Raw genomic sequence first — 16,923 nt, forward strand, 5'->3', positions numbered from 1 at the left:
CTTTATAGTTGTTTTTCAATTCCATTTCCGTTATATAATTCGAATTCATCATGCAGGGTCTTGACTGCAGCAAATGCATCGTTTTCCCGCACTACGAAAGAGATATTGTACTGGGAAGAACCCTGGCTGATCATGATAATATTAATAAGTGAATTCCCAAGCGCTCCAAAGACCCGTTTTGCCACGCCTGGAGTTCCTGCCATACCTGCACCCACGACTGCAACTACGCAGACATTTTTGTCTGAAGTTATCTCTTTTACGATTCCGCGGTTGAACTCTTCATGCAGGGCTTTTAATGCAGTTTTCACATGTGCCTCACTGATCACGAAGGAAATATTTGATTCGGACGAGCCCTGGCTGATCATAATAACATTAACGCCTGACTTTGCAAGTACTGCGAAGAGCCTTGCTACGGTCCCGATTGCCCCTACCATCTCTGCGCCTGAAATGTTGATGAGAGCCACGTTTTTGATTAAGCTTACGGCTTTTACTACATTCTTGCACTGGAACTTTTCCGCAACTACGAGTGTGCCAGGTAACTTCGGCTCAAAAGTATTCTTGACGCGCACAGGAATGTGTTCGCGCATAGCAGGCTCAATCGTGCGTGGGTGCAGTATGTTTGCCCCGAAGTAAGAAAGTTCCATGGCTTCGGCATAAGAAATTTGCGGGATAGTTTTTGCCTCGGGCACGATTCTCGGATCGGTAGTCATGATACCGTTTACTTCTTTCCAGAGCCAGATTTCATCGGCTTTTAAAGCTGCGCCCAGTATGGAAGCTGTAAAGTCAGACCCACTCCTTCCCAGAGTGGTAATAATTCCTTCCTCGTTTTCTCCGATAAATCCCGTAACTACAAGAATCTGTGTCTCAAGTCTGCATCCAAGCCTCTTATTCACAAGTTCGTAAGTTTTCTCGAGAGGCCTTGCATTTCCGTAATCCGATGATGTTATAATTCCTGCTTCTCCACCTGTGAATTCAGTTGATTCAATTCCAAGGGAACGAATAGCTCCTGACACAATCGGAGCAGCCAGGCGCTCTCCATAAGAGCAAATGTAATCAATTGACCTTGAAGTAAGCTCGCCAAGATAGCAGATTCCAACCAGGGCTTTTTCGAGCTCATCAATGCGGAGGTCAAGTGTTTGGATAACTTCTTTTGCGACTGTGGGGTCATCAATGGCGTCTTTCACAGCCTTGTGGTGTTTGTTTGTAATTTCTGTTTTAAACTCTTTCACAAGGGAGACTTTGCCTTTTGTTGAGGCAAAGAGTGCATTCTCCAGAAGCTCGTCGGTTACTCCACCGAGTGCTGAGGTTACTACCACGATCTGGTTGCCTTCTTCACGGTACCTCTTCAGAAGCTGGGCAACATGACGGATTTTTTTTCCGTCCCCAACGGAAGTTCCTCCAAATTTCATTACAATTTTCATGATCGGATCACGTTTTGTCGTTAACTGATTATTCTCACACCATTTGCTTTAACTGTTGATAAGAGTTTTATTTATCTTCACTAATTATTCGGATTGGAATTAATAATTCTCCAAAATTCCTGCAGGTTTGAAGATTGCTTTCAACAGCATGTTTTTTGTAGAGAAAGCTATATATCGGCTCTTTCGCCACTTAATACATTTTACGCTGAGAACCTGTTCTGTATAGGATATGGATACTATATTATAACGTTTGTGTAAAATGAATTAGAAATTAATCTCTGGATCAGCAGAAAAACTCGCTGGCAAATACCCGATAAATCTAAGTAATCGGGATCTGGTAGAAAATATTATATTTAATTCCCGAGATGAAAGACTAAGATAGTTGGAAAGAGATGAAGCAATGAAATATGCTGTACTTATAGGAGACGGAATGGCTGATTACCCAATAGATAAATTGGGTGGAAAGACCATTCTCCAGGCAGCTCAAACCCCTGCTATGGATTATATCGCAGCCCATGGAAAAATAGGGCTTGCAAAAACTATACCTGATGGACTTCCCGCTGGAAGTGATGTCGCAAATATGTCTATTCTCGGGTACGATCCGGCAGTATATTACTCTGGTAGGGCTCCTCTGGAGGCTGCCAGTATGGGTGTCGCTCTTGCATCTGATGATGTGGCTTTCAGATGCAATCTTGTGACTATTGAGCACGGGAGAATAAAAGATTACAGTGCAGGACACATCAGTAGTGAAGAAGCCAGGATTCTCATCGAAACCCTTGACGCGGAACTCGGTAATGAAGAACTGAGCTTTTATCCGGGAATCAGCTACAGGCACCTTCTGATTGCTAAAGATAATCTGGGGGCTGAAACGGAGTGCACTCCCCCGCATGATATTACTGGAAAGAAAATTGAGGAATATCTGCCCGGAGGAAAAGAGGGAGATTTCTTTTCCGATCTGATCAAAAAATCTATGATTGTTCTTGAACTGCATCCAGTTAATCTGAGAAGAATTGAAGAGGGTAAGAATCCTGCAAATTCAATCTGGGTCTGGGGCCAGGGCTCTGCTCCGAAGTTTACGCCTTTCCGGGAACTGTACGAGAAAACTGGAGCAGTTATTTCGGCAGTCGATCTTCTGAAAGGCATTGGAGTTTATGCAGGAATGGATGTAATTGAAGTTCAGGGAGCAACCGGTTATCTGGATACCAATTATGAAGGAAAAGCCAGTGCTGCAATCGAGGTTCTGAAAACCAGGGATCTTGTTTTTGTCCATGTGGAAGCTCCGGATGAAGCCGGGCATGAAGGGAGTATTGATAAAAAGTTAAAAGCTGTCGAAGATTTCGATAGTCGAATTGTAGCTCCTATTCTTAAGCATGCTAAAACTTCAGACGAGCCTTTTACAATTCTCGTACTGCCTGATCATCCAACCCCAATTTCCATAAAAACCCATGCTCGAGATCCGGTTCCTTTCGCAGTCTACAGAACTGATAAAACGGACTCTGATAGTGCAGAGGCTTTTGATGAAGAATCGGCTAAAAAAGGTTCTCTTGGCCTTGTAAAAGCTTCGGATCTTATAGGAATACTTGTAAAAGCCAAATAACTGCTTTTTCTTGTTTTCCATTCGATGCTTCTATTTGTTCAGCATCCTGATTTCCAGAAAATCCTCTGCTCTGGATTTTCGGAAATTTTTCTTTTATCATACTGGCTCTTTTTTGTACTAAGTTTGTGTGAAATTGCTCAGGAAAACATATATATCCTTTCTCAATATATTCAGAGTAGCACATAAAATCTGTGTTATCATTTTAACTCAGGGGGTATTTTTATATGAGATGGCCTATGAGAAGATCATTTTCGGGACCTGCACGCTGGGATCCTTTTGACGAAATAAGAAGGACACAAGAACGACTCAACCAGTTGTTTGAAGACTTTATGCCGATGGAAGAATGGGGTGGCGGAAAGGTATACACTCCTGCTATCGACATTAAGGAAGAAGACGACAAGCTTTTAGTCACTACCGACCTGCCTGGCATTAATAAAGAGGATGTTCAGATTAACCTTAAAGAAGACATTCTTGAGATCAGTGCAAAGACTGGGAAGGAAAAAGAGACTGAGGAAGAAGGATATCTGCGTCGGGAAAGAGCATATACTCAATTTTACAGGGCGGTCCGCTTGCCTGCGAGCGTTAAAGAAGAGGGAAGCACTGCAAAAATGGAAAACGGTGTTCTGACAATAACGCTGCCGAAAATGCAACTGGAAGAGCTGACAAAGAAGATAGCTATCGAGTAAGTTTTTCTGAGTGAAAAGACAACATCGAATTTAATTTCAGACTGCGAAAGAATATCGCAGCCTGTTTTTTGAACTTTTTCCTGCTGATTTTTCTGATACAGCACAAAGAGATTTTCAATCAATCTGATTTCAATCAATCTGATTTCAATCAATCTGATTCGTAATTTTCATGATCTTTTTCTATTATTTGTTCTGGATATATCCTTATCATGATACGCGGAATCAGAACATGGTTCAACATGAATAGAAAAGTGGCCGTTACTGCCGCAGATTTCTTTTAGTCTGTTTTCTATCTGAGTTGAGATTTCATGTGCGTCCACGATATTCAGATTCCGGTCAACCTCGATATGGACATCTGCAGCCATGGCATTTCCTATTTTTCGAGTTTTTAGCTCATGGAAGCCTAAAACACCTTCAGTAGAAGTCAGAACTCGTTCAATATTTCTGTAAGTTTCCGAGTCAAGAGACGCCTCCAGCAGTTCATTAAGGTTTTTGTACAAGATATCAAATGCTACTTTAAAGATAAAGAAACTCAATATTACTGCAGCTATTGGGTCGAGTACTACCCACTTGCCTCCAAGAAGTATGGAGCCTCCGATCCCTATCATAGTTCCTATGGAAGATAAGGCGTCTGAACGGTGGTGCCAGGCGTTTGCAATGAGGGCATCGCTCTTAAGCTTCCTGGCATATATCGTGGTATAGTGGTAGAGCCATTCTTTTGATACAATTGACAGAACTGCCGCAATAAGCGCAATCGAATTTGGGGCTGGCAGTGATTCTCCCTGGAGATACGCAAAAACTTTCTGAATTCCTCCATATAAAATTCCAAACGCTACAAAAGTAAGTGCAAGCCCGATAAATGCCGCAGCCAGTGTCTCGATTTTTCCATGCCCGTAATTGTGTGTGCTGTCTCTGGGTTTCTTGGAAATTTTTAAACCTATTATTACTGCGATGTCAGTCATGAAGTCGGACAGAGAATGAACTGCGTCGGCAACCATTGCCGAACTATTTCCGACAATACCGGTCACAAATTTAAAACCTGTTAATAAAACGTTGACTGTCATCCCAACTTTTGTTACATGAGCTGCCTGGGAGTATCTGTTGTTCTCGTTTTCTTCATAATTAAAAAGAGTTTTTTTGTTTGTATCTCCAGTACCTTCCATAATTTCTCATATTATCTTGTTATCTGAATAAATTTGAGATATTATATTTTGACATTTATTATTATATCTTTAAACGAGAGCATAGAAATTAGCAGTCAATAAATATAAGGTTATCTTTCATTAATTAATGAGTTTATATAGCTTTGCACTGTTTTATAAGATTTTTTATTCCGAAATTATTTCGCGTTATTTATGTTGGGCGTAGTCTCTCTATTGTGAAACTTAATGGTAAAAAGATCCGTTTGGATCATTGCTCAAAAGTTTAAAGTAGAATCTGCCTCGACAATAGCTGAGATCGAGGAGATCTCAGCTCGTTGAGTTCAGCAGATCTATAAAAAATATGTTGACACTGGTCAGCTTCCTCAAGTTGACAATAATGTTGGAAGACCAAGTAAACAGTTATCCTCCGATGAGAAGAAGTTAGTTGAAGTTTTATCATTTTTCTTTAAATTACTCATTTTTATCGAATAATAATCAAAAAAGGTTACATTCATCACTAGATTTTGGTACTGAGTTACTAAATGTAATTTTTTCTTAAAAAGGAGATTTAATGCTTTTAATTTAAGATTAAAGCATTAATTGAGAAATTGGCAAAGGCTCAATTCATTTATTAATTGACTTGTTGATCTGACTATCTACTTTCACACACCTTTTATCCCTTTCTCTCTAGTGGAGAATACTTCCGTAGGTACTCAACAGTAGCGTGGAAATATATATTTTACTTCCTTAACTGTCTCTTCTTTCTTTTCTTCTGTTTCTTCAGGGAACTCTTTGCTTTTCAGGGCTTCTGCCTGTGCAACTCTGGGATGCTGTTTCAGAAATTCTATTGAGTATTCAGTAGTTTCCTTTGCTGATAATTGAAAGGTCTCATCGATTTCTTCTTTGCTGAACTGTCCATGATAAAGAAGAATCTGAGTTACTTTTTCTCTGGTAGCTTGAGGTTCGTTCTCATAGTCCAGGGAGTAGTACAGCTTGCTTATGATAACTTTTAAACTCCGGGGTCGACTTCTTTTTTCGTCTTTTATCTCAAAAGGACTTTTATCCTTTATTTTTTTTATAATTTCTTCAAGGTCATACTGGCTCAAGTTTAACACCTATATGGAATCTGGTTTGCAAGCAGATAAAAGTTATTAAATCTGCAAGGGAGAGAAAAGACGCTGCCAATATATAAATTAAGACAGATGTTAAAGTAATTTTAACTCTAAGGTGTGAAGTCCCCTTCCTCGCCAGCTTCCGTTGAGAACCGGCAGGTGGCAGGTAGGGGATGAAAGTCGTCAAGTTCAAAGAATACTCTTTAACAAAAATTATTTATTTTTTTAAAACCTATTACTCTCGGATGTTAAAAGCCTATAAATACCGAGTCTACCCCAACAAAGATTAAAAAAAACTTATAAAAGTTCATTTTGGAGCTTGTAGATTTGTCTATAATTGGGCTTTAGAACAGAAGATTAAAACTTATGAACAATACAATAAATCCATCTCACGGTTTGATTTACAACGAATTTTAGTCCACGAAGTAAAACCTGCTAATGAATGGTTGAAAAAAGCTAATTCTCAAGCTTTGCTGGCATGCTTAGGAATGATTCAAGTATAATATCGAGGAGTTTGTTTCCAAGAATCATTATTGAGATAATGAAATTATGGATCAATTGCTGAACTGCAAATTTGAAGTTATATTTTTATCATTCCTTAGTCAATGTAGAATCAGCTTTTACCAGATTTTTCAGGGAAAAGAATGGATTTCTCAGATTCAAATCTAAGAAAAATCCTGTTCAATCATATCAAATGCCACAACATTATACCGTAGATTTTGAAAAGAGTCTTGTAACACTTCCTAAGATTGGTGAAGTTAAAGCAATTCTTCACAGGCGGTTTGAAGGCACTCTGAAAACAGCAACTGTTCCAGGTCTTACATAGGAAAAATACTATATCAGTATTCTTGTTGAAGATGGAAAAGAACAGCCTGCAAAACAGGATTTTTCGGAATCTACTACAATAGGTATAGATGTAGGAATTAAGGATTTTGTAGTTCTTTCTACAGGAGAAAAAAATTGAGAACCATAAATACTTGAAAAACTCTCTTAACCGGTTGAAAGTTCTGCAAAAAAGAGTAAGTAGAAAAGTTAAAGGTTCTAACAATCGAGAGAAAGCCAGGCTGCAACTCTCCAAGTTCCATGAGCAAATTAGCAATCAGAGGAACAATTTCCAGTACAAATTCTCTTCTAAACTTATCCGCGAGAACCAAGCTATTTCTCTGGAAACTCTGAATGTAAAAGGTATGCAAAAAAATCATTTTTTAGCTCAGTCTATAATTGATTCTGCATGAAGTAGCTTTGTTACAAAATTAGAGTACAAAGCAGAATGGTTCGGTAAAACTATCCTGAGAATTGGACAGTTTGAACCCTCATCTAAACTTTGTAGTGTTTGCGGATATTATAATTCAGATTTGACATTAAAGGATAGAGAGTGGGAATGTCCTGATTGTAAAACAAAACATGATAGGGGCATTAATACTGCAATCAATATCAAAAAATTCTCACTTCAAGATCAAAATCTTATATTTATTTGACACTCTTATATTTACTTGATACTCTTATAGTTACTTGATACTCTTATAGTTACTTGATACTCTTATAGTTACTTGATACTCTTATAGTTACTTGATGCTCTTATAGTTACTTGATACTCTTATAGTTACTTGATACTCTTATAGTTATTTGACACCTGCGGAATGCGGGATAGGACTTGGGGACTCGTTCTCAAAAGAGAAAGGAATGAACCAGGAAGCTTCTCCCTCGAAACGGAGCCGAAAGGTGAAGAAGTAAGGGAGAGGTAGTTCACAAATATAATAAACCGACTAAATATGTAAATTTTGAAGTAGTAAGTTGAAGAATAGCATAAATTGAAAATAAAGTGCTGTAAACTGAAAATGAAGCAAACTGAAAAACTAATTTCTATCAAAAAATATATGAAAAATGCGGCATCAGGAAATTGTTCTCATCATCTTTTGCTCAGTTGGGGTAACTCTCATCATCGCCGCAAAACCCAGTATATCGGTGGTCTTATTTATGGTTACTGCCTTTACTGCTGCAAATTATTCGTTCAATGGATTATTCCCTTTATTTTCTGTGTCTAACTGAACAAGATTCAGTTGCTCTTATTAACTCAAAGCCTTCTGAGGAAAACACTTGAAATTCGAAGCCATAGCCGTTGAGAATATTCCCCTTATACATACTGGGGACGACCTGCCCTCTATCATCTGTAAGAATCTAGAACTTCAGGACAGGGACATTGTTATCGTTGCCTCGACCATCGTTGCTAAAGCTGAAGGGAAGGTCTTCAGGCTAGAGGACATTACTCCAGGGAAAGTGGCACTTGAGATGGCATCCCGAAACGGAAAAGATGCGAGGTTTATCCAGGCTGTACTTTCCCTGAGTAGGGAAGTGCTTGTGGAAAAACCATTTATGCTTGTGACAACTCTCGCAGGGCATACATGCGTAAATGCAGGAATTGATGAGTCAAATATTGAAGACGGATTTCTGCTTTATCCTCCTGAAAATTCAGATGCCAGTGCCTCAAGGCTCGGGCAGGAGCTCGAAACGTTGAGCGGGAAAAAGTTAAGTGTCATTGTCACAGACACAAACGGGAGGGCTTTTAAAATAGGACAGACAGGTGCTGCCATAGGAATTTACAAGATAAAACCTGTAAAGCACTGGATTGGAGAAAAAGATCTCTTTGGAAAAGTCCTTGAAGTTGCAGAGGAAGCAATTGCCGATGAACTTGCAGGTGCCGCAAACCTTCTGATGGGCGAAGGGGCAGGTGGAACTCCCGTAGTTGTAATTCGGGGTTTTGATTATTATTGTGAAGAGGAGACCTTTATAAAGGAAATGTACCGTCCTGAAGAAATGGATGTTATTAAAAAAGGTCTTCGCTGCCTTCAAAAAAGAGTTGAATAAAAAGTTGAATGAAAAGTTGAATGAAAAGAGTTGAATTAAGGAAGATAAAGCTTCAGAGCTTATATATTGGGCTAAGCAATATCCCGAACTTCGGTTTTAAAGCACTTGAAAGTATTGGGATTTGAGAGTATCGGGTTTTGACTCCATGTTCCAACTTTTCCTGGATGAAAAAACAACTGGTTGCAATGTGGAACTCAATAGTATTAAGAGCGGATCATAGTTAGAACCATTTTGAACTTTTCCAGGGCATGAAGTGAATGGGGCTCGCTGGCAGGCATTACTATCATATCCCCTTTTTCCAGAATATTTTTATTTCCAGAAATTGTGATCTCTGCCTTTCCATCTATTATCTGAACCATGGCGTCAAAAGGGGCAGTATGCTCGCTTAGTCCCTCACCTTTATCGAAGGCAAATATAGTCACCGTCCCTGTATCCTTACGGATAATCTCTCTGCTTACAACAGCTCCATCTTGGTATTCAATCAAAGTACCTATTCTTAATACTCTGGCTTTTAATTCTTCTGACATTGTTTCACCTTACTCTTTTCCATAAGTCCGTATGGCCTATCTAGCCATCTGACAAATTTTTGAGTGGTAAAATTCAGTCATGAAAGACTTTCGATCCTTTCTGGTTTTCTAGATAAAATGCCCTCAAAATGCGTTTTTACATTCTTTTATATGAAATCTTAAATAACTAAACCACAAACAGTTTGAACTACGAACAGTTAAGTTATTTTTAATTTCTTATATATCCTTTTACAAGAGTGAGCGCAGGAGATTTTTAAATTCTGTAAGCTCAGTTCTCGTTTGAAGTCTCGCTTTTTAGCTCAAAGGGTATATATTCCGCTTCCACACCCGCGTCCCTGAAAAACTCAAGTGAATCGTTGTCAGGATAGAGATTTGCGTATACTACTCTTTTGATGTTCGAGTTGATAAGCATTTTCGCGCAAAGGATACAGGGCTGGTGTGTACAGTAGATGGTTGCTCCTGCTATGCTTACCCCATGGATTGCGGCCTGGATAATTGCATTCTGTTCTGCATGCACTGCCCTGCACTTTTCCTGTCTTGTACCTGAAGGGATCTTTTCCAGATCCCTGATACACCCTATTTCAAGACAGTGGTCCATGCCGCTGGGTGCCCCGTTATATCCGGTTGAAAGAATGCGTTTATCCTTAACGATCACAGCTCCTACGTTCTTTCGAAGGCAGGTAGCCCGTTTGCCTACTACGAAGGCGATTTCGAGGAAGTATTCATCAAGTGAAGGTCTGTCTGTCATTATTTTTAATGAACAGTAACTGGTATATATAGCTGTGACGTTAAAGTCTGTACCATTTTTAAGAGTTAATTTTAAGTGGAATAAATTAACGGTATATAGGAAGAATTGCTAGGAGAAGAATTAATATAATCTGTGAGAATACAGAGTTAAAACAAATTAACTTGTTTATAGCGCTAATTTGTTTCTAATATGCTTGTTTATAAGCTTGTTTATAAGTTTGTTTATAAGTTTGTTTATAAGTTTGTTTATAAGTTTGTTTATAATATACACTTATTTATAATATTAAAACATCCAGAACGTTATCCCCCGTTACCTGAACCCGAGTAGCAGAGTAAATTCAAGATTTTCAATAAACCTGATTATAAACTTCGTATTCTGAATTATACATCAGGATTATATATCTGGATGTAATGAGCTGTTCGGATAGGTTCAATAAAATAATAGATACACGCATCCGGAGTATTAAATTATGGCAACAGGTTTGGCCGATATTTTAGATAACTTCGTGAAAAATCACGACAACCGCCAGTTGCTGGCCCTCCCCCTTGCGATACTCGCAGTTTCTTTAGTAATACTGCTAGTTTCTCTTGTGAGTAGCGGATCGCCGGTAAAACTGGGAATGGATTTCCAGGGCGGCACTCAGATTTCGATAGAAACGACTGATTCTCCTGCTGTACTTGAAAATACGTATTCTTCTTACCCTCTCACTAATGTCCGGCAAACCGGAAGCAGGGTTATCATGCAGTTTGGGATCATGGATGATGAGCAGCAGCGTCAGCTTGAAAAGGATATTACGAGTCACAACTATTCCAATGTGCAGATTCAGCAAGTTGGGCCTATTTACGGCAAGACTCTGCAGATACAGGCTCTACAGGCCCTAGGTATTTCCTTTATAGGAATGGGAATTGTGGTATTCCTGCTCTTCAGGACCTTTGTTCCTTCCCTTGCAGTGATACTTTCTGCATTTTCAGATATTGCCATTGCAGCTGCTTTCATGAGGGTTGTAGGGATCGAACTTTCCCTGGGAACACTTGCGGCTCTGCTTATGCTTATCGGTTATTCTGTAGACAGTGATATCCTGCTCACAAACAGAGTACTTAAACGCCGGGGCATGGTAAAAGAGAAAGTTTCCAAGGCTATGCATACAGGTATCACCATGACTACTACAACCCTTACAGCGCTTGCAGCCATGTACATAGTCTCGACTTTCTCCTATGTGATCATTCCTTCATTCACACAGATTTCTCTGCTTTCGCAGATCTCAATTGTGCTGATTGCGGGACTTATTGCAGACATGATGAATACCTGGCTCTTGAATACGGGAATCTTACGATGGTATGCGATGAAACCCGAATTCAGAGGGAGGTATAACAGATGAGCGACAAAAAAAGCCTTCTTAAAAATCCAAGAGTCATTATCTTTATTATAATCCTTCTTGGCTCTATAGTGGCCATTCACCCAGGCTATACCCCCGGAAAAGGGACAACTTCTAATCTTAATTTTGGTCTTGATCTGGAAGGCGGATCCTGGCTCCAGATACAACTGGAAGGAGCACTTGTCCAGGTAGATGTAGATTCCGGAAAATTAGTTAGCGGAATTGTAGAGCCTATAATTGGAGCCCCTATTGAGATCACGAAAAATAACCTTGATGTTGGGGGCTCTGTCAATAAATCTGTCACCTTTACAACATCTGGGACTGTCAGCGCATCTCAGCTTGAGTATCTTGGCACGGTAAGCGTGGACAAGCTAAGTGGAAGCACAACTCAGGTAACTATCTCTGATACCAGTAAGGAAAGTCTCATCCAGTCTTACCTATCAAAAGCCCTTGATGCAGAAGTACTTGCCAAGGGTACTGAGGACGGAACTGTCTATGAAATCAGGACCGCAGTCACTGAACAACAGCTTGAGTCTCTACTAGAAAAGGTTGGAGGTTCGATCCACAAGAACGAAGATGGGACTTCAACTTATGAAGAAGGAGTAAGCACCGATACCAGAGACCTGACAAAGGAGATCCTCAGTGATAAGCTGAACTCTCTGGGTATCAAAGATATTCCTGTAAGAACCGTAGGGGACAAATACATCCTTATTGATTTTGCAGGCATTGACTTGGCAACTGCCAAAGAAATAGCTGAAAAACCTGGAAAGTTTGAGATTCGGATTCAGACAACTGGAAATGAAACCGAACATGTCCTTTACGGCGATTCAATTGTAAGTGTGGGGGTCCCAAGCTTCCATGATGAACAGTGGCATACTCCTTTCACTCTGGATGATGATGGAGCTCGGACACTCCAGAAAGTTGCACTTGAAACCGGAGCAATTGATGATCCGGATTCCCATTACTTGAAGATGTACCTTGATGGAGTTGAAATCTATGGAGCTCCTTTGAGTTATTCTGCAGCTGAAAAACTGCGAGACGCTCCTATATATTCTTGGGAAGCTTCCACGGGTACAGATGATGCTGCAAAAACCGAAGCTAAAGCACTTCAGGTTCACCTTCGAGCAGGGGCTCTTCCTGTCAATGTAGAACTTGTAGGTTCAGGACATGTGGACGCAGGTCTCGGAGCGCAGTTCAAAAGTGCAGCTCTGATTATAGGTTTGATTTCCCTTATTGGGGTGGCAGCTGTGGTTTACTTCAAGTACAGAAGGTCTGAAATCCTGATACCTATGGTCGGAACTTCTGCCAGTGAAGTTATCATGATCCTCGGAGTTGCAGCACTGATAGGATGGCAGCTTGACCTAGCATCAATTGCAGGTGTTATAGCTACCATAGGTACTGGGATTGACCACCTTGTGATTATCACAGACGAGGTGCTTGCTGAAGGCAAACTCCCTCCAACAAGGGTCTTTAAGTCCAGGATAACAAAGGCTTTTACAATCATTTTAGGGGCAGCCACTACAAACATAATTGCCCTGTCCCCTCTGGTCGTAATGGGCTTTGGTACTTTGAAGGGCTTTGCAATTACTACCATCATTGGTGTCTTAATTGGTGTGATTATCGCCAGGCCGGTTTATGGTATAGTAATCAAGGAACTTCTGCACGTAGATGAAAACGGAACCGCAAGTATAACTGAATAAGTATCGAGCGAAAAGTAAAGTTCTTTGAGGTCGATTGGTATCAAGGAGTCAAAAATCAAGGTGGAGTGTATGCAGGATCTCTGGACTTTAAAATACAGGGCAGGTACCCTGAAGGAAATGCTTGGAAACGAGCATGCTGTAGCTACGCTTTCCGAACTTGCCCAGTCCGGGACTCTTCCCCATCTTATTTTCTACGGCCCTGAAAATTCCGGAAAAACAACAGCAGCTCTTGCTCTTGCCAGACAACTCTATGGGCGTACCTGGAAAAACAATTTTGCATACTTCAATGCTTCTGATTTTTTTGACCAGGGAAAGCGCTATCTCGTCCGAGACAAGCGTTTCGTGCGTTTTCTGGGCACCGATGACCCAAAGAAAATCTATAAAAGTGTAATCGATATTTTCAAGGAAATTATCAATGAGTATGCTGGAATAGCTTCGCTTGATGCCGATTATAAATTGATTTATATTGACAATGCTGAGTCCCTGAATTCTGATGCGCAACATGCTCTAAGGCGAATTATGGAAAAGTACAGTGCAACATGCAGGTTTATTCTTTCCACTACCAAACCTTCCAAACTTATTGCTCCGCTTCGCTCAAGAGGTCTTCAAATTTTTTTCACATATGTTCCAGACTCGGTTTTGAAAACTCATCTTAAGAAAATCGGATGTGCTGAAAAGTTGCAGCTTTCGGAAGGTGCATTTGATGCAATCCTTTATTCTGCAAAGGGAAATGTTGCAAAGGCGGTGCAGACTCTACAGCTTGCTTCTTTAGTTGCACATGGTTCAGTCATTACTGAAGAGATGGTGTATGAGGCTACTCTGGGCAGGGATGAAAATATTGACAATTTGCTTTCTGCGGCTCTTGCTGGAGATTTTCCTCGAGGAAGGAAGCTCCTCGATGAGATGATAGTTGGGAAAGGGCTTTTAGGGGTTGAGATTCTTGAAGGGCTTTCCGAAGCTCTCGCAGATTCGGGAGAAACGGATACAGACATTGCTCGGATTATTGTGAAAATTTCCGAAGTCGATGCCCGTCTTAAGGATGCTGCCAATGAGAAAATTCAGCTTGAGAAACTGATCTCTTCTCTTTCCTAATTTTTAGAGTCGTTTTCCTTCTGTCTTCTTTCGCTGCCTTTTTACTACCTTCTTTTTATTTCTTATATGTCTGTGGGAGCTCGGCCCTCTATTTATTTTTGGATCCCGAATGCATCTTATCTCTCTACTTTTCTGCCCTCTTTTTAATATACTATATATATGCTTCTCTCTAGAGTTATTCAATAATAAAAAACTATTTATATTTTAACCATTAAATCAAAATTATCATAGTAAACTATATATACAATTAGCTTTTATTTTTTATTGTAGATAGGCCAGAATCTCAAGCTTCTAAGGAGTTAAGGGGCTCCGTTACATTTTTTAAACGAGATATGAACCTTGGAGTTCAGGACATCCAGAGTAATGTGCTGTACTTCCTGAAGATGGTTCAGAGCCTGGACTTCCTTGGGTGTATGCTAGATCGGGCCTTTTCGAAAATCCACAAATAAATCCACAAATAAATCCCTCCATTACTCCCTGAAGAACTCCCTCTTTTCAGGGAGATCATGCTCATATGGCAGAATTGAATCCTGCAGTACTCTTGAAAATGATAATATTCTGCCTTAATTTTAAAAAAAGAATGTCTTTAAAAAAAAGATTGTCTGCCTGAACTGTTCCTTCAGGCAGTCATTCTATTAAGTACTCTTTCTTTTTTCAGTATTTATAGTGCTTTACTGAGTGATACAGAATCACAACAAAGAAAGCAACTATTACCAGCAAGAGGCCGAAGAAACCAACAGGGTCCCAGACAAAGCCTATCCCAGATCCTCCTTCTTCCCAGGAAACGAGTACTGCTCCCTGGAGTTCTGTAGGAATTACCACACAGGCAAAGGCAAGAACGAAGATAAATAAAATGTCAAAGACTTCTGCAATAATGCTCTTTTCTGCCATTACTCCTGTCTCCTCAATCATAATATTTGAACTCGAACATGTGGGTTTTGATTGATTCTCTTACCTTCAGGCACCCTATAGTCTCGATCAAAATGATCAGTCCTATGAAGATTACGTAGAGGTAGAAGAAACCTGAAGCAATCTCCCATGTCTCGGAGAGAATCCTGTATGCTATAAATCCTTCCACGCATATGAGCAAAGCAAGCATTCCTACGACAAGAGCCGTATCTCCGGTAAGTTTGCTGTGATATTTGCTTTCCAGTGCCTGATCATTCGTCTCCAATGCCCGTCGCCTCCTTCTTGATCCTTTTATTTCCCGAGCCTTTGGGTAAGGGCCAGCCCATTTCAGCCCAGTTATTTTCAATGTTTGATTTCTTGTGTTTGTGGCTGAAATAGAAGTACGCAATACCGTAGAATACAAAGGCGAAGATCAGGTTGTACTTGTAGCCCCAGAACAGCGTTGAAAGAATCGTAATTGCAATTGCAATCGCAAAGTAGGCAATATATGGCTGAAGAGGGCCCACAAAAGGTCTGACTTTACTTGTGGTCTCCGGGAAGAGTTTCCTGAAGCGTATCAGGGAGAAAGGAATCAACACGTAGCAGAGCAGCCCCGAAACAATTGAGAAGGTAATTACCTGGTCAAGATAGCCACTGAATGCAAAGCCGATTGCAACCGGCACCGTGAAGATTACTGCTCTGTATGGAGTGTTATACTTCGGATGCACTGCTGAGAACCAGGATGACACGTAATTGTCTCTTGAGAGAGCAAACCAGGAGCGTGAGGAGTCACAAACGCAGCCGTTTGCACTGGCAACACATGTCAGAAATGTTCCAAGCCCTAGCAGGGCAACAAAGATAAAGATCCCACTGTTCTGTGCAGCCTCAAAAAGCGGATACACTGAAACTCCAAGTAGATCGGCAGGGATCAGTACTGAACATAAGTAGAGGGTCATTGCCGCTCCTATGAGCAGAGTAATCATCCCAGCTTGCTGTCCAAGAGGTACTGCCCTTGATGGGTGTTTGCACTCTTCTGCGCACATTGCTGCTCCTTCTATCCCTAAGTAGAACCATGGACCGAATTGTAAAGCTGCAAAGAGTCCTATCATGCCGTTTGGTAGAGCGCCCTGTAAAAGGTACTCAGGGTGAATATCCCCTATTCCAAAGGCAGTTGAAAAGAAGAAGGCCAATATTGCAATGAAAGCGATCATGGTTAGAACAAAGTTCAGAGTCAATGCTGCAACAACGCCACGGTAATTAATGAAAGTCAGAAGTGCAATAACAAGCAGAGTTACCGGATAAACCTGTAGCTCCGGGAAGATACTCTGCGAAATGGATGCAACAACAATAGCATCTGCTGCTTCAAGGGCTATGTACTCCATATATACCGCAAGTCCCACGCTGGCAGCTGCCCCGGGCCCGATAAATAATCTTGCCCAGTCATAAGGCCCTCCTGCAAGTTTGGTTGCTGACCCAAGTTCACTAGCACAGAGAGAAATTATGACATACATTGTTCCTGCAACCAGCATGGCAAGCAAAGACCCTAGAACGCCTCCTTTTGCAACGGTAAAGTTCCAGCCCATGTATTCTCCGACCAGCACGATACCAACTCCTAGAGCCCATACATGGAAAGGCCTCAGAGTTTTCACTAAGCTGGCAGACTCATGTTCAGACATGCCTATCAGCCTCTTCTTTTTGAAACCTTACTTGCATCCAGTAAGACCCAGCCCATCAACCCGAAAGCCAGGAGATATATAATTCCGTTTATTA

At 40.7% G+C, this 16,923-nt stretch carries 15 protein-coding genes and 2 pseudogenes; 9 read left to right on the top strand and 8 right to left on the bottom strand.

Features of this window, described 5'->3' with window-relative positions; genetic code table 11:
* Window positions 1-2: 2 nt before the first annotated feature.
* Complete coding sequence (locus tag MSBRW_RS00745) at window positions 3-1,421, bottom strand: aspartate kinase (protein ID WP_011305884.1); 1,419 nt, start codon at window positions 1,419-1,421, stop codon at window positions 3-5.
* Window positions 1,422-1,821: 400 nt separating this feature from the next.
* On the opposite strand from MSBRW_RS00745, the gene MSBRW_RS00750 reads away from it, so the two are divergent.
* Both MSBRW_RS00750 and MSBRW_RS00760 read left to right on the top strand, forming a co-directional pair.
* Window positions 1,822-3,018 (top strand): cofactor-independent phosphoglycerate mutase, encoded by a 1,197-nt coding sequence (locus MSBRW_RS00750; protein ID WP_011305883.1) that lies wholly within the window; start codon window positions 1,822-1,824, stop codon window positions 3,016-3,018.
* 224 nt (window positions 3,019-3,242) lie between these two features.
* Complete coding sequence (locus MSBRW_RS00760) at window positions 3,243-3,704, top strand: Hsp20/alpha crystallin family protein (RefSeq protein ID WP_011305882.1); 462 nt, start codon at window positions 3,243-3,245, stop codon at window positions 3,702-3,704.
* A 167-nt stretch (window positions 3,705-3,871) separates the two neighbouring features.
* Here MSBRW_RS00760 and MSBRW_RS00765 read toward each other — a convergent pair whose 3' ends face one another.
* Complete coding sequence (locus tag MSBRW_RS00765; RefSeq protein ID WP_011305881.1) at window positions 3,872-4,867, bottom strand: cation diffusion facilitator family transporter; 996 nt, start codon at window positions 4,865-4,867, stop codon at window positions 3,872-3,874.
* Between the two features lie 215 nt (window positions 4,868-5,082).
* On the opposite strand from MSBRW_RS00765, the pseudogene MSBRW_RS21605 reads away from it, so the two are divergent.
* Window positions 5,083-5,296 (top strand): annotated as a pseudogene (locus MSBRW_RS21605) (IS481 family transposase); the annotation flags it as partial.
* Between the two features lie 263 nt (window positions 5,297-5,559).
* Here MSBRW_RS21605 and MSBRW_RS00770 read toward each other — a convergent pair.
* The gene (locus MSBRW_RS00770; RefSeq protein WP_048102625.1) at window positions 5,560-5,961 is read right to left on the bottom strand and encodes a hypothetical protein; all 402 of its coding nucleotides are present in this window, start codon (window positions 5,959-5,961) and stop codon (window positions 5,560-5,562) included.
* Window positions 5,962-6,257: 296 nt separating this feature from the next.
* Here MSBRW_RS00770 and MSBRW_RS20635 point away from each other — a divergent pair, with 296 nt between their 5' ends.
* The 3 genes and pseudogenes from MSBRW_RS20635 to MSBRW_RS00780 all read left to right on the top strand — a co-directional run bounded on the left by MSBRW_RS20635 (window position 6,258) and on the right by MSBRW_RS00780 (window position 8,823).
* Window positions 6,258-6,461: a helix-turn-helix domain-containing protein gene (locus MSBRW_RS20635; RefSeq protein ID WP_080565414.1), complete on the top strand. Its 204-nt coding sequence runs from the start codon at window positions 6,258-6,260 to the stop codon at window positions 6,459-6,461.
* 101 nt (window positions 6,462-6,562) lie between these two features.
* Window positions 6,563-7,436 (top strand): annotated as a pseudogene (locus tag MSBRW_RS00775) (RNA-guided endonuclease TnpB family protein); the annotation flags it as partial.
* A gap of 619 nt (window positions 7,437-8,055) precedes the next feature.
* Window positions 8,056-8,823 (top strand): coenzyme F420-0:L-glutamate ligase, encoded by a 768-nt coding sequence (locus MSBRW_RS00780; protein WP_011305879.1) that lies wholly within the window; start codon window positions 8,056-8,058, stop codon window positions 8,821-8,823.
* 203 nt (window positions 8,824-9,026) lie between these two features.
* On the opposite strand, the gene MSBRW_RS00785 is transcribed toward MSBRW_RS00780, so the two are convergent.
* Both MSBRW_RS00785 and MSBRW_RS00790 read right to left on the bottom strand, forming a co-directional pair.
* Entirely contained in the window at window positions 9,027-9,350 is a 324-nt protein-coding gene (locus MSBRW_RS00785; RefSeq protein WP_011305878.1) for a cupin domain-containing protein, read from the bottom strand.
* Between the two features lie 268 nt (window positions 9,351-9,618).
* Window positions 9,619-10,098 carry a deoxycytidylate deaminase gene (locus MSBRW_RS00790; protein WP_011305877.1) on the bottom strand — a complete coding sequence of 160 codons (480 nt, stop codon included), beginning with the start codon at window positions 10,096-10,098 and terminating at the stop codon, window positions 9,619-9,621.
* Window positions 10,099-10,567: 469 nt separating this feature from the next.
* Here MSBRW_RS00790 and MSBRW_RS00795 point away from each other — a divergent pair, with 469 nt between their 5' ends.
* From MSBRW_RS00795 to MSBRW_RS00805, 3 genes are all read left to right on the top strand, one after another.
* Window positions 10,568-11,476, top strand: a complete 909-nt coding sequence (locus MSBRW_RS00795) for a protein translocase subunit SecF (RefSeq protein ID WP_011305876.1) — start codon at window positions 10,568-10,570, stop codon at window positions 11,474-11,476.
* Entirely contained in the window at window positions 11,473-13,173 is a 1,701-nt protein-coding gene (locus MSBRW_RS00800; RefSeq protein WP_011305875.1) for a preprotein translocase subunit SecD, read from the top strand. The genes MSBRW_RS00795 and MSBRW_RS00800 overlap by 4 nt, the downstream gene beginning before the upstream one ends.
* A gap of 69 nt (window positions 13,174-13,242) precedes the next feature.
* Window positions 13,243-14,265 carry an AAA family ATPase gene (locus MSBRW_RS00805; protein WP_011305874.1) on the top strand — a complete coding sequence of 341 codons (1,023 nt, stop codon included), beginning with the start codon at window positions 13,243-13,245 and terminating at the stop codon, window positions 14,263-14,265.
* Window positions 14,266-14,919: 654 nt separating this feature from the next.
* Here MSBRW_RS00805 and MSBRW_RS00810 read toward each other — a convergent pair.
* From MSBRW_RS00810 to MSBRW_RS00820, 3 genes are read right to left on the bottom strand one after another with little or no spacing between them, the layout of a single operon-like run.
* Window positions 14,920-15,156: an efflux RND transporter permease subunit gene (locus MSBRW_RS00810; RefSeq protein ID WP_011305873.1), complete on the bottom strand. Its 237-nt coding sequence runs from the start codon at window positions 15,154-15,156 to the stop codon at window positions 14,920-14,922.
* A 13-nt stretch (window positions 15,157-15,169) separates the two neighbouring features.
* Entirely contained in the window at window positions 15,170-15,439 is a 270-nt protein-coding gene (locus MSBRW_RS00815; protein WP_011305872.1) for a hypothetical protein, read from the bottom strand.
* A complete protein-coding gene (locus MSBRW_RS00820) occupies window positions 15,426-16,829 on the bottom strand; it encodes an APC family permease (protein ID WP_011305871.1) in 1,404 nt (467 codons plus the stop codon). The genes MSBRW_RS00815 and MSBRW_RS00820 overlap by 14 nt, the downstream gene beginning before the upstream one ends.
* Window positions 16,830-16,923 lie beyond the last annotated feature (94 nt).

Source organism: Methanosarcina barkeri str. Wiesmoor, assembly GCF_000969985.1.
GTDB classification, from domain to species: domain Archaea; phylum Halobacteriota; class Methanosarcinia; order Methanosarcinales; family Methanosarcinaceae; genus Methanosarcina; species Methanosarcina barkeri_B.

What these genes read in the sequence shown, in the direction of transcription:
- MSBRW_RS00745 (WP_011305884.1), bottom strand. Translation starts at nt 1,421, where the DNA reads ATGAAAATTGTAATGAAATTTGGAGGAACTTCCGTTGGGGACGGAAAA.
- MSBRW_RS00750 (WP_011305883.1), top strand. Translation starts at nt 1,822, where the DNA reads ATGAAATATGCTGTACTTATAGGAGACGGAATGGCTGATTACCCAATA.
- MSBRW_RS00760 (WP_011305882.1), top strand. Translation starts at nt 3,243, where the DNA reads ATGAGATGGCCTATGAGAAGATCATTTTCGGGACCTGCACGCTGGGAT.
- MSBRW_RS00765 (WP_011305881.1), bottom strand. Translation starts at nt 4,867, where the DNA reads ATGGAAGGTACTGGAGATACAAACAAAAAAACTCTTTTTAATTATGAA.
- MSBRW_RS00785 (WP_011305878.1), bottom strand. Translation starts at nt 9,350, where the DNA reads ATGTCAGAAGAATTAAAAGCCAGAGTATTAAGAATAGGTACTTTGATT.
- MSBRW_RS00790 (WP_011305877.1), bottom strand. Translation starts at nt 10,098, where the DNA reads ATGACAGACAGACCTTCACTTGATGAATACTTCCTCGAAATCGCCTTC.
- MSBRW_RS00795 (WP_011305876.1), top strand. Translation starts at nt 10,568, where the DNA reads ATGGCAACAGGTTTGGCCGATATTTTAGATAACTTCGTGAAAAATCAC.
- MSBRW_RS00800 (WP_011305875.1), top strand. Translation starts at nt 11,473, where the DNA reads ATGAGCGACAAAAAAAGCCTTCTTAAAAATCCAAGAGTCATTATCTTT.
- MSBRW_RS00805 (WP_011305874.1), top strand. Translation starts at nt 13,243, where the DNA reads ATGCAGGATCTCTGGACTTTAAAATACAGGGCAGGTACCCTGAAGGAA.
- MSBRW_RS00810 (WP_011305873.1), bottom strand. Translation starts at nt 15,156, where the DNA reads ATGGCAGAAAAGAGCATTATTGCAGAAGTCTTTGACATTTTATTTATC.
- MSBRW_RS00820 (WP_011305871.1), bottom strand. Translation starts at nt 16,829, where the DNA reads ATGTCTGAACATGAGTCTGCCAGCTTAGTGAAAACTCTGAGGCCTTTC.